Origin of the sequence: Paractinoplanes lichenicola, from assembly GCF_016785085.1 — a bacterium.
Classification (GTDB): Bacteria; Actinomycetota; Actinomycetes; order Mycobacteriales; family Micromonosporaceae; genus Actinoplanes; species Actinoplanes lichenicola.
Genome location: NZ_JAENHO010000006.1, coordinates 504235 through 526457, shown reverse-complemented (window position 1 = coordinate 526457; position 22223 = coordinate 504235). Strand labels below are relative to the sequence as shown.

Below are 22223 nucleotides of genomic sequence, written 5' to 3'. Positions count from 1 at the left end.
CCCCGGATCGCGGCCGAGCTCGTCGGCGGATTACCAGCTCAGGAGGTCGTGGTGCTGAACGGCAGGACGCCGTCCGTCAAGGACGTGGCCGCGGCCGCCGGTGTCTCGCTGGGCACCGTCTCCAACGTGATGAACCGGCCCGAGGTGGTGAGCGCCCGCACCCGCGAACGGGTCGAGCGGGCCATGGCCGAGCTCGGCTTCGTGCGCAACGAGTCGGCCCGCCAACTCCGCGCCGGCACGAGCCGCACCCTGGCGTACGTGATGCTCGACGGCACCAACCCGTTCTTCCATGACGTGGCCCAGGGCATCGAGAACGCCGCCGAGGACGCCGACTTGTCGCTGTTCATCTGCAACAGCAACAGCCGCTCGGCCCGCGAGGAGGTGCACCTCGACCGGCTGCTCCAGCAGCGGGTGCAGGGCATCCTGATCACCCCGGTCGACCCGGCCGCGCCCCACCTCGACGAGCTCTCCCGCCGCGGCGTCCCCCTGGTGATCGTCGACCGGGTGCGCGGCGCCGACAGCTGCTGCTCGGTCTCCGTCAACGACGTGCTCGGCGGCCGCATCGCTGTCGAACACCTCGCCGAGCAGGGCCACAACCGGGTCGCGTTCGTCGGCGGGCCCGATTCGCTGGGCCAGGTGGGCGAGCGGCTGCAGGGCGCCCGCGAGATCTGGCAGTCGCTCGGCAAGGACCCCGACGACCTGATCTACCTGCCGACCGAGGCGCTGACCGTGGCCGAGGGCCGCTCGGCGGGGGAGCGGCTGGCCGGCCTGCCCGCGCGCCGGCGGCCGACGGCGGCGTTCTGCGCCAACGACCTGCTCGCGCTGGGCCTGCTGCAGCAAAGCATCGGCGCCGGCCTGCGGGTGCCCGACGACCTGGCAATCGTCGGCTTCGACGACATCGAATTCGCTGCGGCGGCCGCGGTGCCGCTGACGTCGGTCCGCCAGCCCCGCCAAGAACTGGGCCGCGCCGCGGCACAGCTCGTACTCGACGAGGCGACCAACCCGGAACACCGGCACCAGCAACTACAGTTCCAGCCGGAACTGGTGGCCCGGGCGTCTACGGTCAGCCGGGGACGCGCTCTCTGATCCTCGCGGTTTGCGATACATCACGCGAACCGCATTGAGACCACTCCGGCTGAATCGTTACAACCACTCAGCGGGTGCCTACCCCATTCCCGAGAGTGCTCAGCCGTAGCGCGCCGCCGGGATGCCTGACCGCTGTGTGTCCCCGCCTGAGCCGAACTGGGCCGGCCCACACCCGTGCCGACAAGTTGGCCCCGGAGGGCCAGGTGAAGAAGACCCGGTTGAGGTCGCCCGGGGTCAGGTCGGCCAGTAACAACCCCGGAGGGCCAACACAAAATGGCCGCGACGTCTCGAAACGCCGCGGCCTGGGCGAAGGCAGGTTCGCGTTTTCCACAATCCCGGGTTGTCCACAGGCCGGCGCCTTGCGGTGCTCGTTGATCAGCAAATTCCGGGATAATTGGCAGTGGCGGTGGACCCCCGTGGAGGGTGGGCCCTATCCGCCCGGCGTGACAAGATCGACAACGTTCGGCAGACTGCGTCAGCGCACGGCAGGCCCGTTGTCAGTCTCGACGGCGCTCGTCAGCCGAAGTAGCCGGAGTGTTCCACGGTCTGGATGCGCAGCAGGCCGGCCAGCCGGCTGGTGACCGGCCGAGCCTCCAGGTGCAAGCGTGCGATGTTCAGCCCGCTGTCCCCGATCACGGCCAGCAGGGCGAGCTCCCCCACGGCATAGACGGAGAGGTAGCCGCCCTGGTTGCGGATCGTCACCTCTTGGAACGTGCCCTGGCTGAGGGCCGCCCCGCAGGTGCGGCTGATGCCGTGCGCGCCCGCGGCCAGGGCCGCGATGTCGTGCGGTTCGGGGCCGGAGACCGAGTCGTGCAGGATCAGCAGGCCGTCGACACCGGCGATGACGCAGCCGCGCACCCCGGTGACCTGGTGCCGCAGGTTGGCGAGCTCGGCGCGGACGGCCTGGAACGGGTCGGAGGGTTGCACGTCTTTCTCCAGGTGTGGGGGGCCTGCGGGAGGGGTGGCGAGCTACAGCGAGCGGAGGGCGACCAACACGCGATCGAGCACTGAGTCGTCCGTGACGTACGGCCGGCCCAGCAGGCTCAGCATGTCGGAGTCTTCGTCCTCCGTCTCGTGCTGGTCAAGACGGTTCCGTCGGGGGAGCAGTCCCTCGGGTGTGTCGGGGACCCGGATGGCGTCGCTGAGGTCGACTGTGCCGCCGCCGAGGTCGGGTGGGATGAGGTCGAAGTTGAGCGAGGAGCCGAGGGCCGGTGGGGTGGCGGACGCGGGGGCGAGGTCCCGCGCGTAGGCCGTCAGCATCGAATCGAACTCCCGCCGGGCCATTGCCAGGTTGGCGCCGGCCCGGCGCAGGGTCAGGTGGGCGACGAGCGGCGCCTCCGTGCCGACCACTCGCACGACGTGGAACGCGTCGGCGCTGGTGAGCAGGATGTCGCTGAGTTCGTCGCCGCCGTTCCCGTCGAGCAGCACGAGACCTGCCGCCGCTGCGGCGAGCGTGACGGCGGCGGCGGACTCTTGTTCGGTCGGCGCTGTCTCACCCGCCCACCACAGCACTCTGGGACCCTCGGGGTCGAGCAGAGACACCGCGTGGGCGCCGGGGATCCCCAGCGCCTCCGTCAGCGGCGGCACGATCATCAGTTGAGGCCGGCGTCCAGCTGCTTCATGACGAGCCGGGACTGCGTCAGGATCATGCCCGTGTTCGCGGTCTTGCGGGAGACGACGACCGCGGCGATGTCCTGGTTGTGGCTCCGCAGGAAGACGTGCACGTGCGAGTCGCTCTGCGCCATGAACTCCTGGAAGTAGTGGCGGTCGTCGAGCACGCCGTAGCGGGCCTTGAAGATGTCCTCGATCATCACTACGTTGCGCCCCTGGAACAGGTCGAACGTGGCCGCGGCGAGCAGGTCCAGCACCTCGCCGGGGTGCTCGTCGAGCGTGTCCACGGCCAGGAGCATGCCGGTGGACATGTCGACCAGGCCGGCCCCGACGCACTCGGGCACCTGGGCGCGGAACTGCTTCACGGCGTCGCCGATCAGCTGGGTGGTGCTCCGGATGCCGAGTCCGGTGTCGTCAACGGCTGTCATACGTCGAGCTCCGATTCGATCTTACGCAGCTGGTGCCGGGCCAGGCCCAGGTTCGCCCGGTTCTTGTTCAGCGCCAGGTACATGAAGAACGCCTCGTTGCCGCGACCCTGGAGCAGGCGGATCAGGTGGTACTGGCTGTCGAGGGTGATCAGGATGTCCTCGATCGAGTCGGCCAGGCCGAGCATCTCGAGCGTGCGGACCTTGGCCCGGATCACGTCGGTGTTGCCGGCGGCGGCGATGTTCATGTCCATGTTCAGGCCGCCACCCATGACACCGAGCGTCAGGCCGCTGGTGTAGTCGACGAGGGCAACGCCGATCGCGCCCTCGATCGTCATGGCTTCCTTGAGGGAAGTCTCGATGTTCGCCATTGTTCTTCCTCCTTCTCGTGTGCCGTTACTTTCGGTCACGAGGTCGGGACCCGTGAGGATTATCGGCGCCAACCTTGGCACGTCGGGCAGGCGTTGAGCAGTGATGAGGCGAGCAATCCGTGCAGGTCAGACCGAAGATCGCGGTCGCATGATCGGACGACCCCTTCGGGGGTCGGCCGAACGGCACGGATGTGACCGTTTCGTCCGATGGACACGATGCATCATGCCCAACAAAAACGGAGTGGCGCAACGGTTCGTGGCCTTTCATGTACTCGCAGGTCGAGTGCTGTATGGCGGCTGAACGACGGCTGGGAACGCTGAGCATCTTGACCGCTGGTGGGACTGCGCCGTAACCTGTCGGCAATCTATGAAACGTTTCACGCGATCGACAAAAGGGCGCGAAGGACACCATGACGAACCCCGCAGTCCGTGACCTCCTCGAGCGCAGCAACCGGCTGGGCGCCGATCCCCGCAACACCAACTACGCAGGCGGCAACACCTCGGCCAAGGGCGCCGAGATCGACCCGGTCACCGGCGAGCCGGCCGATCTGCTGTGGGTCAAGGGCTCCGGCGGCGACCTCGGCACCCTCACCGAGAAGGGCCTCGCCGTGCTCCGGCTGGACCGGCTGCGGGCCCTCACCCGCACCTACCCGGGCGTCGAGCGCGAGGACGAGATGGTCGCCGCGTTCGACTATTGCCTGCATGGCCGGGGCGGGGCGGCCCCGTCGATCGACACCGCGATGCACGGGCTGGTCGACGTCGCGCACGTCGACCACCTGCACCCCGACTCCGGCATCGCGATCGCCACGGCGGCCGATGGGCCGGCGCTGACCAAGGAGATCTTCGGCGACCGGGTGCTCTGGGTGCCGTGGCGGCGTCCCGGCTTCCAGCTCGGGCTCGACATCGCCGCCGTGCAGCAGGCCAACCCGCAGGCCATCGGCGTCGTCCTGGGCGGCCACGGGATCACGGCGTGGGGTGCGACCAGCGAGGAGTGCGAGCGCCACTCGGTCGAGATCATCGAGAAGGCCGCGCGCTATCTGGAGCAGAACGGCCGCCCGGCACCGTTCGGCGACAAGGTGCACGAGTCTCTGTCCGAAACGGAGCGACACGAGCGCGCGGCGGCCCTCTTCCCGGTTCTGCGCGGCCTCGCCTCGACCGATCGCGTACAGATCGGTCACTACACGGACAGTGACGTCGTCCTCGACTTCGTGAACAGTGAGCGGCTCGGCGAGCTGGCCGAGAAGGGCACCTCCTGCCCCGACCACTTCCTGCGTACGAAGGTCAAGCCGATGGTGCTCGACACCGCCCCCGGTGCCCCGCTCGACGAGGTCGTGGCCCGGGCCAAGGAGTTGCACGCGGCCTATCGCGCGGACTACCGCGGCTACTACGACCGGCATGCCACCGCGGACAGCCCGGCCATCCGCGGCGCCGACCCGGCTATCGTGCTGGTGCCCGGCGTGGGCATGTTCTCGTTCGGCGCCAACAAGCAGACCGCGCGGGTGGCCGGCGAGTTCTACGTCAACGCGATCAACGTGATGCGCGGCGCCGAGTCGGTGTCGACGTACGCGCCGATCGACGAGGCCGAGAAGTTCCGCATCGAATATTGGGCGCTCGAGGAGGCCAAGCTCCAGCGCATGCCCAAGCCGAAGCCGCTGGCGACCCGCATCGCGTACGTGACCGGCGGCGGCTCGGGCATCGGCCGCGCGATCGCCCTGCGGCTCGCGGCTGAGGGTGCCTGTGTAGTCGTAGCCGACCGGGACGCGGAAGCCGCAAAAAGGACAGCGGACGAGATCGGCGGCAGCGATGTCGCCCTCGCCGTGACCGCGGATGTGACCAGCGCCGACTCGATCAAAGCCTCCCTGCAAGAGGCAGTAAAACGGTTCGGCGGCGTCGACCTGGTGGTGAACAACGCCGGCCTGTCGATCTCGAAGCCGCTGCTCGAGACGACCGAGCAGGACTGGGATCTGCAGCACGACGTGATGGCCAAGGGCTCGTTCCTGGTGTCCCGCGAGACCGCCCGCGTCCTGGTCGCGCAGGGCCTGGGCGGCGACATCATCTACATCTCCAGCAAGAACTCGATCTTCGCCGGCCCCAACAACGTCGCGTACGGCGCGACCAAGGCCGACCAGGCCCACCAGGTCCGCCTGCTCGCCGCCGAGCTGGGCGCCCACGGCGTCCGGGTCAACGGCATCAACCCCGACGGCGTCGTACGGGGGTCCGGGATCTTCGCGGGCGGCTGGGGCGCCAAGCGGGCCGCGGTCTACGGCGTGCCGGAGGAGAAGCTGGGCGAGTACTACGCGCAGCGCACCCTGCTCAAGCGCGAGGTGCTGCCCGAGCACGTGGCCAACGCGGTGTTCGCGCTGACCGGCGGCGACCTCACCCACACGACCGGCCTGCACATCCCGGTCGACGCCGGCGTGGCCGCGGCCTTCCTCCGGTGATGAAGACCTTTGCCGCGGTCGACCTCGGCGCGTCCAGCGGGCGCGTCATGGTCGGCCGCGTCCACGAAAAAGGCATCAAGCTGGAAGAAACGCACCGTTTCGCCAACGAGCCGGTGCGCACCCAAAGTTTGCACTGGGACATCTTGGGCCTCTATCGCGAGTTACGAGAAGGACTCGAGAAGGCGGGCCCGGTCGACAGCATCGGCATCGACTCCTGGGCGGTCGACTACGGCCTGCTCGACGCGAGCGGCGCCCTGCTCGGCAACCCCGTGCACTATCGCGACAGCCGCACCGACAATGTGCGTCTCGACATCTCCGACGAGCAGCTCTACGAGATCAACGGCCTGCAGAAACTGCCGTTCAACACGATCTATCAGCTGGCTGCCGCACAAGCGAGCCCGCAGTTCGCGATCGCCCGGCAGCTGCTGCTCATCCCCGATCTGCTGGCCTATTGGCTGACCGGCGAGAACGGCGCCGAATACACCAACGCGTCGACGACCGGCTTGCTCGACGTGCGTACGCGGGAATGGTCTGCGCCTTTGACCTCGGGCTTGGGGCTGAGCCTGCCGCCGATCCGCCAACCGGGCGAGACGATCGGGGAGTATGGAAAGGCGAAAGTCGTGGCGGTCGGGTCGCATGACACCGCGTCGGCGGTCGTGGGAGTGCCGGCCGCCGGGGAGAATTTCGCGTACATCTCCTGCGGCACGTGGTCGTTGGTCGGGCTCGAGCTGGGAAGTCCGGTGCTGAGCGCGGAATCGCGAAAGGCCAACTTCACCAACGAGGGCGGCGTCGACGGCACGATCCGCTATCTGCGCAATGTGATGGGGCTCTGGCCGCTGCAGGAATGCATGCGCGAATGGGGCTCGCCCGACATCGGCGACCTTCTGCGGCGAGCTTCGCGCGAGAAACCGGTGGTCATCGACATCGATGATCCGAGCTTTATGCCGCCCGGCAATATGGCCCATCGGGTGGCCAGGGCGGCCGGGTTGCCCGCCGACGCGAGCCCGGCCCTGCTCACCCGGTGCATCGTGGACAGTCTGGCGGTCGCTCACCGCAAGGCGATCGAGCAGGCGCAGGAGCTCTCCGGCCGGCACGTCGACGCGGTGCACATCGTCGGCGGCGGCGCCCGCAACGAGCTGCTCTGCCAGCTCACCGCGGACGCGTGCGGCCTGCCCGTGCTGGCCGGTCCGGTCGAGGCCACCGCGCTCGGCAACCTGCTGGTGCAGGCGCGCGCGGCCGGGGTGATCGAGGGCGACCTGGCGGCGCTGCGCTCGGTTCTGCGCGACACTCAGCAGGTGGTCCGGTACGACCCCGCGAGGAGGTAAAACCGGTGCGTATAGCGTTGTTCGCCACCTGCCTGGCCGACACGATGTTTCCCGCGGCGGCCAAGGCGACCGTCCAGCTGCTCGAACGGCTCGGCCACGAGGTCGTCTTCCCGCCCGAGCAGACCTGCTGCGGCCAGATGCACGTCAACACGGGGTATCAAAAAGAGGCACTTCCCCTCGTACGTCGATACGTGCGCACCTTCGAGCCGTGTGACGTGGTGGTGGCCCCCTCGGGCAGTTGCGTGGGTTCGATCCGTCACCAGCACGCGACGGTCGCTCGCCAGGCCGGGCAGGAGGGCCTGGCGTCCCGGGCCGAGGCGGTCGCGAGCCGCACGTACGAGCTGTCCGAGCTGCTCATCGACGTGCTCAAGATCGAGGACGTCGGCGCCTACTACCCGCACCGGGTCACCTATCACCCGACCTGCCACTCGCTGCGGGTGCTGCGGGTCGGCGACCGCCCGCTGCGGCTGCTGCGCCAGGTGCGCGGGCTCGACCTGGTCGAGCTGCCGCAGGCCGAGCAGTGCTGCGGGTTCGGCGGCACGTTCTCGGTGAAGAATGCGGACACGTCGACGGCCATGCTCGCCGACAAGATGCGGCACGTGCTCGACACCGGGGCCGACGTCTGCACCGCCGGCGACGCGTCGTGCCTGATGCACATCGGCGGCGGGCTGTCCCGGCTGCGTACGGGCGTGAAAACGGTCCACCTGGCGGAGATCCTGGCGAGTACGGAGGCGACGGCATGAGCACGCACGCACCCAAGGGCGTCGGGCACCTGCGGGGTGACGAGCCGTTCCCCGCCGCCGCGAAGGTCGCGCTGGCCAACCCGCAGCTGCGCCGCAACCTGCAGCACGCCACCACTACCATCCGGGGCAAGTCGGGCCGGGTGATCGCGGAGCTGCCGGACTGGCAGGAGCTGCGCTCGGCGGGGTCGGCCCTCAAGGCGTACACGATGGCGAATCTGCCCCGGCTGCTCGAACAGCTGGAAGAGAGAGTGACCGCCGCGGGTGGGGTGGTGCACTGGGCGGCCGACGCCACCGAGGCCAACCGGATCGTCACCGACCTCGTGCGGCAGACCGGCGAGCAGCGGGTCATCAAGGTCAAGTCGATGGCCACCCAGGAGATCGGGCTCAACGAGGCCCTGGAGGACGCCGGGATCACCCCGGTCGAGACCGACCTGGCCGAGCTCATCGTGCAGCTGGGCCACGACAAGCCGTCGCACATCCTGGTGCCGGCGATCCACCGCAACCGCTCCGAGATCCGCGAGATCTTCCTGCGCGAGATGCCCGGCGTCGACCCGGAGCTGACCGACAACCCGCCCGACCTGGCCGGGGCCGCGCGGCGCTACCTGCGCGAGACGTTCCTGTCGACCAAGGTGGCCGTCTCCGGCGCGAATTTCGGGATCGCCGAGACCGGCACGCTGGCGGTGGTCGAGTCGGAGGGCAACGGCCGGATGTGCCTGACCCTGCCCGACACGCTGATCACCGTGATGGGCATCGAGAAGGTCGTCCCGGCGTGGCAGGACCTCGAGGTGTTCCTGCAACTGCTGCCGCGCGCGTCGACCGGCGAGCGGATGAACCCGTACACGTCGATGTGGACCGGGGTCACGCCCGGCGACGGGCCGCAGAGCTTCCACCTTGTGCTGCTCGACAACGGGCGTACGGCGGTGCTGGCCGACGAGGTGGGCCGGCAGGCGCTGCACTGCATCCGCTGCTCGGCCTGCCTCAACGTGTGCCCGGTCTATGAGCGGACCGGCGGGCACGCGTACGGCTCGGTCTATCCCGGCCCGATCGGCGCGGTGCTCTCGCCGCAGCTCACCGGCGTCGAGGACAACGCGTCCCTCCCGTACGCGTCGTCGCTGTGCGGCGCCTGCTTCGACGCGTGCCCGGTCAAGATCGATATCCCGTCGATCCTCGTGCACCTGCGCAACCAGGCCCCGCATCCGCGGTCGGAGAAGGCGGCGATGGCCGCGGCGGCGTACACGATGGACCGGCCGAAGCTCTACGAGCGGGCGCAGCGGGCGGCCAAGCTGTCGAAACTGCTCGGCAAACGCGGGCGGGGGTTGCCACCGCCGCTGAACGGATGGGCGGCCAGCCGTGATCTGCCCGAGCCGCCGGCCGAGTCGTTCCGGGATTGGTGGCGAGGGCGATGAGCAGCAAGAACCTGATTCTGCGGCGGATCCGGGAGGCGCTGGGGGAGTCCCCGGAGCAGCCCGAGATCCCGCGTGACTATCGGCGCGGCGAGGCGCCCGTGGATCTTGACCTGCTGGTCGAGCGGCTGATCGACTACAAGGCCGTCGTCCATCGCACATCCGATATTTCGGACACGATAAAGCGGATCGTCGGCGATGGAGCGGTGGTGGTGCCACCGAGCCTCCCCGATTCGTGGCTGCGGAATGTCCGTTTTATCCGAGACGACGGTTTGAGTCAGGACCAGATCGCCGCCGCCGACGGCGTGGTGACGGCGGCCGCGGTGGCAGTGGTCGAGACCGGCACAATCGTTCTGGATGCCGGAGAGGATCAGGGCCGCCGCATCCTCTCCCTCCTGCCCGACCTGCACATCTGCGTGCTGCGCCCCGACCAGGTGGTCGCGTCGGTGCCCGAGGCCATCGCCCGGCTGACCCCCGGCCGCCCGCTGACCTGGATCAGCGGCCCGTCCGCGACCAGCGACATCGAGCTCAACCGCGTCGAGGGGGTGCACGGCCCCCGCAACCTCCACATCGTCCTCGTAGAGGAGACAGCGTGATCCTGACCCCCAAACCCCGCCGGAAGATCCGCATCGGGCTCGTGGCCGGTGGCCTCGGCACGTACTGGCCGCAGTTCCCGCACCTGCTGCCCCAGCTGCAGGAATCCGCGCGCTATGTCTCCGAGCGCTTTCAGGAGATGGACGCCGAGGTCACCGACGTCGGCTTCATCTCGGACGCGCAGGAGGGCACGGCCGCCGCCGAGCAGCTGCGCCGGGCCGACTGCGACCTGATCGTGCTGTTCCTGACCACCTATCTCACCTCCTCGATGGTGCTGCCGATCGCCCAGCGGGCCGGCAGCCCGGTGCTGGTCATCGACCTGCAGCCGACCGAGAAGATGGACCACGCCTCCTTCGACACCGGCTCGTGGCTGGCCTACTGCGGGCAGTGCCCGGTGCCCGAGGTCGGCAACCTGTTCCGCCGGGCCGGCATCCCGTTCCGGTCGGTCACCGGCTGGCTGCGGCAGGAGTCGGCGTGGGCGCGCATCTCGCAGTGGATCACTGCGGCCCGCGTACGGGCGGCGCTGCGCGAGGCGCGGCACGGGCTGATGGGCCATCTCTATCCCGGCATGCTCGACGTCTCGACCGACCTGACGCTGCTGCCCACCACGTTCGGCTCCCACGTCGAGGTGCTCGAGTTCGACGATCTGCGCGAGCGCACCCTGGCCGTGACCGACGACGAGGTGGCCGAGCGGATGGACCTGGCCCGCAAGATCTTCGTGCTGGACGACTCGGTCAAGGAGGAGGACTTCGCCTGGGGCGCCCGCGTCTCGGTCGGCCTGGACCGGCTGGCCGACGACTTCGACCTGGACAGCCTGGCCTATTACCACCGCGGGCTGGCCGGCGAGCAGCACGAGCGGCTGGGCGCCGGCATGATTCTGGGCGCGTCGCTGCTGACCGCGCGGGGCATCCCGGCCACCGGCGAATACGAGCTGCGGACGACCGTGGCCCAGCTGGCCACCCAGGTCGCCGGGGCGGGCGGATCGTTCTGCGAGATCCAGGCCTTGAACTTCGAGGACAACGTGGTCGAGATGGGGCACGACGGCCCGGCCCACCTGGCTGTCAGCGCGAAACAGCCGTTGCTGCGCGGTCTCGGTGTCTATCACGGCAAGCGCGGCTGGGGCGTGTCGGTCGAGTTCGACGTACGCCCGGGGCCGGTCACCCTGCTCGGCCTGGGCCAGGATCGGGACGGCTCGCTGTCGTTCATCGCGGGCGAGGGCACCGTGGTCGACGGTCCGCTGCTGGCGATCGGCAACACCACGAGCCGGGTCGATTTCGGCCGCGACCCCGGCGAGTGGGTCGACGACTGGAGCGCCTCCGGGGTCGGTCACCACTGGTCGCTCTCGCTCGGGCACCGCGCGGCCGATTACCGGGCGGCCGCCTCGCTGTTGGGCATCGATTTCCGCCAAGTTTGAAACAAGCGCCCCCAACGTTGATCCACTTTGGATTAGACTTCGACGATGGTCGACGAGACGCGAGTGCACTCCGCCCGCCGCTACAACTACTGGCTCGGCGGCAAGGACAACTTCGCCGTCGATCGTGAATCGGGCGACCTGATCGCCAAGAACTTCCCGACGATCCGGATCACCGCGGTCGAAAATCGCGGCTTCCTCCGCCGCGCGGTCACCTACCTCGCGGCGGAGGCCGGCATCCGGCAGTTCCTCGACGTCGGCACCGGCCTGCCGACGGCGAACAACACGCACGAGGTGGCGCAGCGCATCACGCCCGACGCGAAGATCGTCTACGTCGACAACGACCCGATGGTGCTGGTGCACGCGCGCGCGCTGCTGACCAGCACCCCCGAGGGCCGCACGGCGTACATCGAGGCCGACCTGCGCGACCCCGAGAAGATCCTGGCCGACCCCGCGCTGCGCGAGGTCCTCGATCTGGGGCAGCCGGTCGCCGTCATGCTCATCGCGGTGCTGCACTTCATTCAGGACACCGCCGAGGCCGCCCGCATCGTGCGCACCCTGCTCGACGCGCTGCCCGTTGGCAGCTACGTGGCGATCAGCAACGGCACGGCCGACTACGCCGACGAGGAGACGCGGGCCCGGTTCGCCGCCCTGATGGCGCGGGGCCAGCTCGACGCGTTCGTGCGCACCGCGGCCGAGGTCGGGGTGCTGGTCGAGGGGCTCGAGGTGCTCGAGCCGGGCATCGTGCCGGTCAGCGAGTGGCGGGCCGAGGGCGAACCCGAGCCCCGGCCGGCCCCGAGCGAGGTCGCGGTCTACGGCGTCGTGGCCCGCAAGTCCTAGGATCACTCCAGTGACCACACCGATGCGAGTGCCGCCGTCCGAGCCCGAGCGTGAGCGTGCCGCCGAGCTGCTGCAGCAGGCGGCCGGCGACGGCCGGTTGACGCTCGAGCAGTTCAGCGTGCGGGTCGGCGCGGTCTGGGCCGCCGAGAGCTCCGAGGAGCTGGCCCAGACGACCGCCGGGCTCGACCGGACGCCGATCGTCGGCTCGGCCAGCACGGTCGACCAGGTCGTCACCATCTTCAGCGAGAACAAGCGCCGGGGCCGCTGGCGGCTGCGCACGCCCCGGCTCAAGGTGTTCACGATGTTCGGCTCGACCGAGCTCGACCTGCGTGAGGTGCTCACCGGCGAGGACGTCATCGAGATCGCCGGCACCAGCCTGTTCGGCGAGTTCAAGGTGATCGTCCCCGAGGGCGTCGAGGTCGACCTGAGCGGCACTGTCGCCTTCTCCAGCCGCAACATGCACCTGGCCGCCGTCCCCCGGGTGGCCGGCACGCCCGAGGTCCGCATCCACCTGACGAGCTGGTTCAGCAACGTCGAGGTCGTCTCCCGGCCGTACCGGCTGCCTCCCGCCTAGCTGATCTCCACCCAGACGTCGTCCAGCATCCCCTGGAATTGGTCGTTGTCGGCGAACGAGCCCTTGCCGCCGAGGCTGAACGGGATGCGGTTGCTCACCGACAGGTCGGCGGGCAGGGTGGCCCGGCCGCGCGGCACGTCGTCGACCAGGATCGTCAGGCGCGGGCCGCGGCGCCGGCACTCCAGCGTGTGCCAGTTGTCGTCGGCCACGCCCACGCTGCTGATCGCCGCGTGGATGTCGGGCCGGCGATCGTCGACCAGCACACAGCTGGGCCGGCCGGCCAGCCCGTCGATCTGCAGTTTGTACTGGCTGCCCCGGATGGAGTAGCCCTTCTGCAGCACGTTCTCGCCCTTGGTGGTCTGGTCGGCGGCCAGCCGCACCGCCGCGCCGAACCGGATCGGCCGCCGCCCGGGGTTGAGCTGCGACGTGGCCGGCGCGCGCAGGGCGATCCGCGGGCAGGGCTCCTTCTGACAGGGCGGCGGGAAGGCCAGCGCCGTCCCGCCGTTGTGGGGGACCGTGCGGAAGGTGCCGCCGTTTCGGCTGACGGGGCTCAGGTCGTGGCCGTGCCCGGTGACGTCGGCCAGCGGCGCCGGCCCGTCGAAGTCGTAGCGGGCCGTGCCGGTGGGCCGGGCCGCGGCGGCGGTCGCCGTGCCCGCGACGACCAGCGACAGGGCGCAGAGGAGGACGCGTCGGAACACCGGATCACCCGAACGACGCGTAGCGCCTCTGCGCCTGCCCGCCGATCGTGGTGAAGTCGCCGCCCGCGGCCACCGTGCCCCGGTTCGGGTCCACGGCCAGGGCGCGCACGCCGACCACGCCGTTGGCCTGCGGCGCCCACCGGCTGAGCGAGCCGTCGCGCTCGACCGCGGCCAGCTTGACCCGGGCCACCGAGCCCGCGTCGCATTCGCCGTTGTCCGCGTCGTCGCCGTTGGCGCAGGCCCGGTCGAAGTGGCCGCCGACGTAGGCGACTCCGCCGAGCACCGCGATCGCCTGCGCGTCGCCGTCGAAGACCCGCGTCCAGCGGTTCCGCCCGCTCGTCGAGTAGGCCGCCGCGCGCCCGCCCGCGCCGCCCATCGCCGCGTAGACCCCGGAGTCGTCGACGGCCAGGGCGTGCACGAGCGCGGGGGCCGACGCGCGGAAGGCCCGGTCGACCTCGCCGCTGCCGGCCCGCACCGCGGCGAGCCGGCGGGCCGTGGTCACGCCGTCGATCTCCCGGAAACTGCCACCCAGATAAACCCGGTTTCCCCGTACGGCGAGGGCGTTGACCATCCCGTCGGTCGCCGGCGTCCAGTCGTCGTCGACCTCGCCGTCGGCCAGCGAGAACGCGGCCACGTGGCCCCGGTCGTCGCCGTCGACCGCGCTGATCGTCCCGGCCGCGTACAGCCGCCCGTGACCGACCGCGAGCGCCCGCACACCGCCGGAGATGCTGTGCTCGAACGAGCCGGTGGCGCCGGTGCCCCCGTCGATCCGGGCGATCGATTCGCGCTCCTCGCCGTTGACCTCGTCGAAGTCGCCGCCCACGTAGACGTGGCCGGGGACGACCGCGATGGCCCGTACGGTGTCGTCGGCCGACGGGGCCCAGTCGAGCAGCTTGCCGGTGCGTCCCGAGAAGGCGGCCAGCCGGTTGCGGGTGACCGTGCGCCCCTCGATCGTCATGCGGGTGAAGGAGCCGCCGACGTAAACGGTGTCGCCGCGGTATGCGATCGCGTAGACCGACCCGTTGAACGAGGGCGCCGTCCGGGCCGCGCTCGTGCCGACAACCGCCCGGGCGGGCTGGGCGGTGGCGCACACGGCGAGGATCGCGACACCGGCCGCGAGGGCGCGGCGTACATGCTCTGAGATACGCACGCCGTGTCAACGCGCCTCGCGCCGAAGGGCAACGCGATTTATCGGTAGGGTGGGTGACGGTGTGCCGGGAAGTCTGGTCGGCGATCGCTTCGCCGACCCCTGGAGACGCCCGTGATCACCCGCATCGCCGCTGCCCTGCGCAGCGACACCACCGCCGGCTTCCTGCTGCTGGGGGCCGCCTTCACCGCCCTGGTCTGGGCGAATTCGCCCTGGTCGGGCGGTTATCACGCGCTGGCGAACGCGGAGCTGGGGCTGACCGTCGCCAAGTGGGCCTCCGACGGGCTGCTGGCGATCTTCTTCTTCGTGGCCGGGCTCGAGCTCAAGCGCGAACTGGTCGTCGGCGACCTGCGCGACCCGCGGCGGGCCACGCTGCCGGTGGCGGCGGCGGTCGGCGGCATGATCGTGCCGGCCCTGCTCTACACGGTGATCAATCTGGCGGCCGGGGGCGACGGCGTGCGCGGCTGGGCGATCCCGACCGCCACCGACATCGCCTTCGCCCTGGCCGTGCTGGCCGTGGTCGGCCGCAGCCTGCCACCGGGGCTGCGGCTCTTCCTGCTGACGCTGGCCGTGGTCGACGACCTGCTGGCGATCGCCGTGATCGCGGTCTTCTACACGTCGACCCTGCACCTGGTCGCGCTGCTGCTCGCCGTGCTGCCGATCGCCGCGTTCGGCTTGCTGACCCAGCGCGGCGTACGGGCGTGGTGGGCCCTGCTGCCCCTGGCGATCGCCGCGTGGGCGCTGATGCACGAGTCGGGCGTGCATGCCACGGTGGCCGGGGTGTTGCTCGCCTTCACCGTGCCGGTGCGCGGGGCCGCCCTGGCCGAGCCGTTCGAGCACTGGTGGCGGCCGCTCTCCTCGGGCGTCGCGGTGCCGGTCTTCGCGTTCTTCGCGGCCGGCGTCACGGTCGGCGGCGACTTCGGGGCCGCGCTGCTCGACCCGGTCACGATCGGCATCGTGGCCGGGCTGGTGCTCGGCAAGACGATCGGCATCACCGGCGCGACCTGGCTGGTGCAGCGTTTCACCGGGGCCGAGCTGCCGCGCGGGGTCTCCTGGCTCGACCTGCTGGGCCTGGCCATGCTGGGCGGGATCGGGTTCACGGTGTCGCTGCTGATCGGCGAGCTCGCCTTCGGCGCGGCCCCCGAACCGAAGGTCGGCGTGCTGCTCGGCTCGCTGATCGCGGCCGTCGGCGCAACCGCACTGCTCCGCTCCCGCGACCGGCACTACCGGAAATCTCAAGACGCCCGGGGCATCGTCGATTAGCTCGCCGTGTGGCGACGCGGAACAACCAGGGCGGGTGTGCGGACGAGCGCGCGCCTGTTCGCCGCGTACGCCGTGGCCAGCCTCGTCCCGATCGGGGCGCTGGGCGCGGTGATGCTGCACGGCACGGCCGTGGACGCCCGCCGCTGGGGCCAGGACCAGGGCCGGGCCCAGGCCGCCGTGATCGCCGAGATGGCCGTCGCGCCCGCGCTGGCCGAGGCCGACCTGGCCGACGGCCTCACCACGGGGCAGCGGGACCGGCTGCAGCGCGCCACCGACCTGGCCATCTACAACGACTCGGTGCTGCGGCTGCGGGTCCGCGGTTTCAACGGCCAGGTGGTCTTCTCGGACGACGGCACGACCGCGGGCGGGATCTCGATCAACGATCCGGCGTTCCGGTCCGCCGCCGCCGGGCACACCGAGGTCGGCCTGCTGAGCGTGCCCGAGGCGCCCGGCGGGCAGGTCATCCGGGTGCTGCAGCCGATCGTGGCCAGCGCCTCCGGGCAGTCGGTGGGCGTGCTCGAGCTCTATCTGCCGTACGAGCACATCGCGGCCCGCCTGCGCGAGCAGACCGCCGTCACGTACTGGCGTCTCGGCGCCGGCCTGGGCCTGCTCTATCTGGTGCTCGGCCTGATCTCGTGGTCGACCACCCGCTCGCTGCGGCGCTACGCCCAGCGGCAGGCGCACGAGGCGCTGCATGACGCCCTGACCGGGCTGCCCAACCGGGCCGCGTTCCACGAGCGGGCCCGCGCGGCCCTGGCCCAGGACGGCGAGCCGGGCGCGATCGTGCTCGTCGACCTCGACCGGTTCAAGGAGGTCAACGACACCCTGGGCCACCACGCCGGCGACGAGCTGCTCGCGGTCGTGGCCGACCGGCTGCGGGCCGGGCTGCGGCCGGCCGACACCCTGGCCCGGCTCGGCGGCGACGAGTTCGCGCTGATCCTGCCGCGCAGCGACGCCGCGACCGTCCGCCGGCTGCTCGACGGGCTCAGCGCCGCGCTCGCCACCGAGGTCGTGCTGGACGGGGTGCCGCTGAGCATCGAGGCCAGCTTCGGCGTCGCGCACTACCCCGAGCACGGCCGCGCGGTCGACGAGCTGCTGCGCCGGGCCGACGCCGCGATGTATCACGGCAAGCGCGGGTCGGCCGACATCGTCGTCTACGCCGGCGAGGACATGTCGCACCCCACCCAGTGGCTGGTCGTGCAGGCCGAGCTGCGGCACGCGCTGGCCCGCGACGAGCTCGTCCTGCACTACCAGCCCAAGGTCGACCTGCGTACGGGCGAAGTGGTCGGGGTCGAGGCGCTGGTGCGCTGGCAGCACCCGCAGCGTGGCCTGCTCCCGCCGTCGGAGTTCCTGCCCGCCGCCGAGCAGTCGGGGCTGATCGAGCCGCTGACCGCCTGGGTGCTGGCGCGGGCGCTGGCCGACCAGGCCGCCTGGACGGCCACCGGCCGCTCGTGGGGCGTGTCGGTCAACGTCTCGGCCCGCAACCTGGAGAAGCCCGGGTTCGCCGACTTCGTCTCGGGCCTGCTGGCCGAGCACGGCACCCCGGCGCACCGGCTGCTGCTCGAGATCACCGAGACCGCGCTGGCCGCCGACACCCGCCGCGCCGAGCAGGCCGTGCTCGACCTGACCACCCGCGGCATCGGCATCTCGGTCGACGACTTCGGCACCGGCTACACCAGCATGTCGCAGCTGCGCGGCCTGCCCATCGCCGAGATCAAGATCGACCGTACGTTCGTCCGGGACGTGCTCGAGGCGCCGCCCAGCCAGGCCATCGTCCGCGCGATCATCGCCCTCGCCCACGGCCTGGGCAGCCGCGTCACCGCCGAGGGGATCGAGTCGCCCGAGGTGGCCGACTGGCTCCGCCGGGCCGGCTGCGACGAGGCCCAGGGCTATTTGTACTCGCGCCCGGTTCCCTGGGCCGAGGTCGGAACGTACGAGATCACCGGAGCCGCATCGTGAAGCGTGCCCTGCTCGCCGCCGTCCTGCTCGCCGCCCTGACCGGGTGCGCCGCGCCGGCCCGGTCGGAGCCCGCGCCGTCCGGCGACGCGGGCATCGCCGTCAACCAGGGGCTGCACGAGAGCCTGCCGGAGAGCATCCGGGCCCGCGGGACGATCCGCTTCATGACCGACGCCAGCTACGCGCCGATGGAGCAGTTCGCGGCCGACGGCCGGACGATCATCGGCTTCTCGCCCGACCTGGCCAGCGCGCTCGGCTCGGTGCTGGGCGTCGACGCCGAGATGGTGCAGGGCGACTTCCACACCGCGCTCGACGACCTGGCCGCCGGCCAGTACGACGGCGTGCTGTCCTCGATGAACAACACCGCCGAGCGCCGCAAGAAGGCCGACTTCGTCGACTACTTCGCGGCCGGCACCGCGATCATCGTGCAGCGGGGCAACCCCAAGGGCGTCACCGGCTTCCGCTCGCTGTGCGGCCTGGTGGTGTCGACCGAGCGCGGCACCGTGCAGGCCGACCTGCTCCAACGGTCCCAGCGGGCCTGCGAGGGCAACCCGATGACGATCAAGCTCTACAAGACGAACGCGGACGCCCTGGTCGAGCTGCGCACCGGCCGCGCCGCCGCCGTCCTCAACGACTTCCCGCCCGCCGCCTACCTGGCCTCGGACCCCCGCACCAAGGCGTTCTACCAGCTCGCGTCGACCACCCAGTACGAGCCGGGGCTGTTCGGCATCGCGTTCGCCAAGGACGCCCCGGAGCTGCGGGACGCCGTCCAGGCCGCCTTCGACGAGCTGGTCCGCACCGGCGTCTACACCGAGCTGCTGCAGCGCTGGGGCATCGGCAACGGTGCGATCGCCTCGGGCACCATGGGCCGCGTCTGATCGTCTATCGTCTTTGCCGTCATCAATATTGACGGGGGACAAATTAATGACGGTCAGGCGCAGCCACGCCCGGATCATCGTCGCCACAGTCACTGCCGCGGCCCTGATCGGGGCGGGCACCTATGCCGCGGTGTCGTCGCCGTCGCCGTCCGGCCAGACCCCGGCGCCGGACACGGTCGCGGCCGGTCGGGCGACGCCTGCGCCGTCACGCGCACCGGTCGAGGCCGGGCGGTCCACGCCGCCGGCCGCCGAGCCCGCGCAGGTCGACGCCGCGGCCAAGGTCGTCCGCAACAACAAGAAGGCCGTACGGGCCGTCGCGGGCGAGAAATACCAGGCTCGTGACGTCGTGGTCGACCAGGACGGCGACCGGCACGTGCGCTTCGACCGCACCTGGCACGGCCTCGACGTGCTCGGCGGCGACTTCGTCGTGCACACCAGCGGCACGGGCGAGCTCACCGGCGCCACCGTGGCCCAGGACGCGGCCATCGACGTCTCCCGCAAGCCCAAGGTGGCGAAGGCGACCGCGGTCAAGGTGGCGAAGAAGCAGCCGGCCGAGGCGCGGCTCGTGGTCGACGCCCACGCGGGCAAGCCGGCGCTGGCCTGGGAAGTGACAGTCGCGGACCGGCGCGTGGTGATCGTCGACGCCACCACGGGCAAGACCCGGCGCACGTACGACCTCGTGCACACGGCCGACACCTCGACCGGGCACGGCATGCACAACGGCGACGTCAAGCTGTCCACCACCCGTACGGGGGAAGGCGCTTTTGACCTGACCGACCCGGACCGGGGCGGCGGCTCGACGCGGGACGCGCTGAACAGCACCGACCCTCCCACCGAGGCCAACTCGCGGGCGTTCACCGACGCCGACGACGTGTGGGGCGACGGGACGATGGCCGACCGGGCCACCGCGGGCGCCGACGTGCACTACGGCATGGCCCGCACGTGGGACTACTTCGCGGACACGTTCGGCCGCGCGGGCGTCAACGGCGACGGCAAGGGCACCACCGCGTACGTGCACCACGACGTGAACGAGGCGAACGCGTCCTGGAACGACCGCTGCGCCTGCGTGATGTTCGGGGACGGCGACGGCAGCCGCAAGCCGTTCACGTCGCTCGACATCGTCGGCCACGAGCTCGCGCACGGGGTCACCTTCCGCACCGCCGGCCTGGTCTACGCGGGCGAGTCGGGCGGCCTGAACGAGGCGACCAGCGACATCTTCGGCACGCTGGTCGAGTTCGCCGCCGACAACCCGGCCGACGAGCCCGACTATCTGGTCGCCGAGATGACCGGCCCGGAGCCGCTGCGCCGGATGGACGAGCCCACCCGGGTCGGCCGGTCGGTCTCGTGCTGGACCCCCACGATCAAGGACCTGGACGTGCACCGCTCGTCCGGCATCGCCAACAAGTTCTTCTACAACCTGGCCGTGGGCAGCGGCACGACGCAGTGGGGCAGCAGCACCCCGTGCGGCGGCGCGGCCCCCGTCACCGGCATCGGCAACGCCGCGGCCGGCGCCGTCTGGTATCGCGCGCTGACCACCTACATGGTCTCCAGCACCGACTTCGCCGGTGCGCGCACGGCCACGCTGCAGGCGGCCACCGACCTGTACGGCGCGGACAGTGCCGAACTGTCCAGTGTGCAGGCCGCGTGGCTGGCGGTCGGGGTGGACGGCTCGGGCACGGTGCCGCCGTCGACGACCGCCCCCGTGATCGACCCGGTCGAGTTCCCGCTGGGCCACATCGGCACGGCGGTGCAGCATCAGCTGACCGGGCGCGACCCGCAGGGGCAATCCATCGTCTGGTCGGCGACGGACCTGCCGCCCGGCCTCACGATCACTCCGGAGGGCCTGATCAGCGGTGTGCCGACGGAGAAGATCCGGTCGGTCGTGCGGATCGAGGCCACCGACCCGGACGGCAACCGGACCGGCCTCACCGCGCCGCCCTGGCACATCAAGGGGCCGCCGGCGCCGGTGTCGCCGCTGCCCGCCTCGCGCGCCTTCAACGTCGGCACCGAGGTCTCGTTCTTCTCCCGCTTCGACGACTACCCCGACTACTACTTGAACGACGATAAGCCGGTCACCGTCGAGACGAGTGGGCTGCCCGACGGGCTGACTGCCACCGCCGCGCCCGACCCCGACCTGACCTTCATGACCAAGGTGACCGTGACGGGCACGCCGACCAAGGAGGGCACCGGCACGATCCGGTACACCGTGACCGACGACGACGGCGAGACGGCGGTCTTCACCCAGCCGTACACGGTCTCGTCGGCGCTGCCGCCGCTGACGCCGACGGGCTACGTGCTGCCCAGCGACACCAACGGCACCGCCGTCGTCGCCTGGGACTCGCCCCCCGGCGGCCCGCCTGTGACCGGCTACGTCGTGCGGGTCACGCCCGGCTCGGAGCGGGTGCTGCCGGCCACGACCCGCACGCTCACCCTGCCCGGGCTCGACACCAAGCAGACGTATGAGATCAGCATCCGGGCGCGCGGCACCGCGGTCGACAGCGCCGAGAAGGTCCTGAAGCTCGAGCCCTCCGGGGCCACCGTGACGCTGTCGCCGCCGTCGCTGATCGTCGCTCACGGCAGCGCCGTCACGCTGAGCGGCACGGTCACCCCGGCGCCGGCCAACGCCAAGGTCGTCGTGGAGCAGAAGCCGGCCACGGCGACCACGTGGACGCAGGTGGGCACGGTCACGGCGGGCGCGACGGGGGCGTGGAGCCGCACGGTGAACCCGACCGTGACCACGGCCTACCGGGCGTCGTACGTGCCGGCCCGCAGCGGCCTGTGGACCGCGACGTCACCCACGTCGACGATCACGGTGCGCTACGCGGTCACGGTCACCCCGAGCACCCTGTCGACGACGGCCAACAAGACGGTCACGTTCACCGGCACGGTCCGCCCGGCCACGGCCGGCGTCCAGGCCAGCCTGCAGCGCTACACCGACGGCGCGTGGGTGACGATCCAGAGCACCCAGATCACCGCCGCCGGCAACTACTCGATCGCCCGTGCCTTCGCCCGCGGCACGTGGAACCTCCGCGTCGTGGCCACCGGCGGCGGCACCAACGCGTACGGCTACACCTCGGCCCTCAAACTCACCGTGAGCTAGCGCGCGAACCAGGGCTCGCTGTCCCGGCTCACCGCCAGACAGCGAGCCTGGTGCGCCGGCAGGTCCGGCACATCCTCCGGCTCGAACCAGCCGACCTGCACCGACTGTGACCTTGACGCCGGTCTCCTCGAACACCTCCCGCGCGGCGCCCGCGGCCGGCTGCTCGCCCGGCTCCAGACACCCGGTGACCAGGGCCCACTCGGCGGTGTCGGAGCGGCGCACCAGCAGCACCCGCCCCCGCTCGTCGAGCACGACGGCGATCACCCCGGGCAGCGGCAACGGATCGTGCCCGACCTTCTCCCGCAACGCGACGACAAACTCCGGAATCGGCATGCCGTCACGCTACGAGGACCCGGC

The 22223-nt window shown here is 71.1% G+C and carries 19 protein-coding genes and 1 pseudogene; 13 read left to right on the top strand and 7 right to left on the bottom strand.

Annotation, left to right across the window (positions count from 1 at the left end; all coding sequences use genetic code 11):
• Window positions 1-51: 51 nt before the first annotated feature.
• Window positions 52-1086, top strand: coding sequence for a LacI family DNA-binding transcriptional regulator (locus tag JKJ07_RS23570; RefSeq protein ID WP_202993856.1), 1035 nt, complete (start codon window positions 52-54; stop codon window positions 1084-1086).
• 516 nt (window positions 1087-1602) lie between these two features.
• On the opposite strand, the gene JKJ07_RS23565 is transcribed toward JKJ07_RS23570, so the two are convergent.
• Genes JKJ07_RS23565 through JKJ07_RS23550 form a run of 4 tightly spaced genes read right to left on the bottom strand, consistent with a single transcriptional unit; the run spans window position 1603 to window position 3493 of the window.
• Complete coding sequence (locus JKJ07_RS23565; protein ID WP_202993855.1) at window positions 1603-2013, bottom strand: roadblock/LC7 domain-containing protein; 411 nt, start codon at window positions 2011-2013, stop codon at window positions 1603-1605.
• Between the two features lie 42 nt (window positions 2014-2055).
• Window positions 2056-2673, bottom strand: coding sequence for a hypothetical protein (locus JKJ07_RS23560; protein ID WP_202993854.1), 618 nt, complete (start codon window positions 2671-2673; stop codon window positions 2056-2058).
• A 5-nt stretch (window positions 2674-2678) separates the two neighbouring features.
• Window positions 2679-3125 carry a hypothetical protein gene (locus JKJ07_RS23555; RefSeq protein WP_202993853.1) on the bottom strand — a complete coding sequence of 149 codons (447 nt, stop codon included), beginning with the start codon at window positions 3123-3125 and terminating at the stop codon, window positions 2679-2681.
• Complete coding sequence (locus JKJ07_RS23550; RefSeq protein WP_202993852.1) at window positions 3122-3493, bottom strand: hypothetical protein; 372 nt, start codon at window positions 3491-3493, stop codon at window positions 3122-3124. The genes JKJ07_RS23555 and JKJ07_RS23550 overlap by 4 nt, the downstream gene beginning before the upstream one ends.
• 410 nt (window positions 3494-3903) lie before the next feature.
• On the opposite strand from JKJ07_RS23550, the gene JKJ07_RS23545 reads away from it, so the two are divergent.
• From JKJ07_RS23545 to JKJ07_RS23510, 8 genes are read left to right on the top strand one after another with little or no spacing between them, the layout of a single operon-like run.
• Window positions 3904-5934, top strand: coding sequence for a bifunctional aldolase/short-chain dehydrogenase (locus JKJ07_RS23545; RefSeq protein ID WP_202993851.1), 2031 nt, complete (start codon window positions 3904-3906; stop codon window positions 5932-5934).
• Window positions 5934-7259, top strand: coding sequence for a rhamnulokinase (locus JKJ07_RS23540; protein WP_202993850.1), 1326 nt, complete (start codon window positions 5934-5936; stop codon window positions 7257-7259). Before JKJ07_RS23545 ends, JKJ07_RS23540 begins: the two co-directional genes overlap by 1 nt.
• 5 nt (window positions 7260-7264) lie before the next feature.
• A complete protein-coding gene (locus tag JKJ07_RS23535) occupies window positions 7265-8002 on the top strand; it encodes a (Fe-S)-binding protein (protein WP_202993849.1) in 738 nt (245 codons plus the stop codon).
• Window positions 7999-9408, top strand: a complete 1410-nt coding sequence (locus tag JKJ07_RS23530; RefSeq protein WP_202993848.1) for a LutB/LldF family L-lactate oxidation iron-sulfur protein — start codon at window positions 7999-8001, stop codon at window positions 9406-9408. Before JKJ07_RS23535 ends, JKJ07_RS23530 begins: the two co-directional genes overlap by 4 nt.
• A complete protein-coding gene (locus JKJ07_RS23525; RefSeq protein WP_202993847.1) occupies window positions 9405-10001 on the top strand; it encodes a LutC/YkgG family protein in 597 nt (198 codons plus the stop codon). Before JKJ07_RS23530 ends, JKJ07_RS23525 begins: the two co-directional genes overlap by 4 nt.
• Complete coding sequence (locus tag JKJ07_RS23520) at window positions 9998-11413, top strand: L-fucose/L-arabinose isomerase family protein (RefSeq protein WP_202993846.1); 1416 nt, start codon at window positions 9998-10000, stop codon at window positions 11411-11413. The genes JKJ07_RS23525 and JKJ07_RS23520 overlap by 4 nt, the downstream gene beginning before the upstream one ends.
• Window positions 11414-11458: 45 nt before the next feature.
• Window positions 11459-12250 (top strand): SAM-dependent methyltransferase, encoded by a 792-nt coding sequence (locus tag JKJ07_RS23515; protein ID WP_202993845.1) that lies wholly within the window; start codon window positions 11459-11461, stop codon window positions 12248-12250.
• 10 nt (window positions 12251-12260) lie between these two features.
• On the top strand, window positions 12261-12824 hold the full coding sequence (locus JKJ07_RS23510; protein WP_307834368.1) for a DUF1707 SHOCT-like domain-containing protein: 564 nt from the start codon (window positions 12261-12263) through the stop codon (window positions 12822-12824).
• On the opposite strand, the gene JKJ07_RS23505 is transcribed toward JKJ07_RS23510, so the two are convergent.
• Together JKJ07_RS23505 and JKJ07_RS23500 are read right to left on the bottom strand one after the other, a co-directional pair.
• Complete coding sequence (locus JKJ07_RS23505; protein WP_307834367.1) at window positions 12821-13522, bottom strand: LamG domain-containing protein; 702 nt, start codon at window positions 13520-13522, stop codon at window positions 12821-12823. The two genes, JKJ07_RS23510 and JKJ07_RS23505, sit on opposite strands and share 4 nt — an antisense overlap.
• A 4-nt stretch (window positions 13523-13526) precedes the next feature.
• Window positions 13527-14672 (bottom strand): hypothetical protein, encoded by a 1146-nt coding sequence (locus tag JKJ07_RS23500; RefSeq protein ID WP_202993844.1) that lies wholly within the window; start codon window positions 14670-14672, stop codon window positions 13527-13529.
• A 114-nt stretch (window positions 14673-14786) separates the two neighbouring features.
• Here JKJ07_RS23500 and nhaA point away from each other — a divergent pair, with 114 nt between their 5' ends.
• Genes nhaA through JKJ07_RS23480 form a run of 4 tightly spaced genes read left to right on the top strand, consistent with a single transcriptional unit; the run spans window position 14787 to window position 21866 of the window.
• Window positions 14787-15932 (top strand): Na+/H+ antiporter NhaA, encoded by a 1146-nt coding sequence (gene nhaA, locus JKJ07_RS23495; protein WP_202994036.1) that lies wholly within the window; start codon window positions 14787-14789, stop codon window positions 15930-15932.
• A gap of 36 nt (window positions 15933-15968) precedes the next feature.
• Complete coding sequence (locus JKJ07_RS23490; protein ID WP_307834366.1) at window positions 15969-17891, top strand: putative bifunctional diguanylate cyclase/phosphodiesterase; 1923 nt, start codon at window positions 15969-15971, stop codon at window positions 17889-17891.
• Entirely contained in the window at window positions 17888-18766 is an 879-nt protein-coding gene (locus JKJ07_RS23485; protein ID WP_202993843.1) for an ABC transporter substrate-binding protein, read from the top strand. Before JKJ07_RS23490 ends, JKJ07_RS23485 begins: the two co-directional genes overlap by 4 nt.
• A gap of 46 nt (window positions 18767-18812) precedes the next feature.
• Window positions 18813-21866 (top strand): M4 family metallopeptidase, encoded by a 3054-nt coding sequence (locus JKJ07_RS23480; RefSeq protein ID WP_202993842.1) that lies wholly within the window; start codon window positions 18813-18815, stop codon window positions 21864-21866.
• A gap of 168 nt (window positions 21867-22034) precedes the next feature.
• Here the strand turns inward: JKJ07_RS23480 and JKJ07_RS50040 are convergent.
• A pseudogene (locus JKJ07_RS50040) lies at window positions 22035-22199 on the bottom strand (NUDIX hydrolase); the annotation flags it as partial.
• Between the last annotated feature and the right edge of the window lie 24 nt (window positions 22200-22223).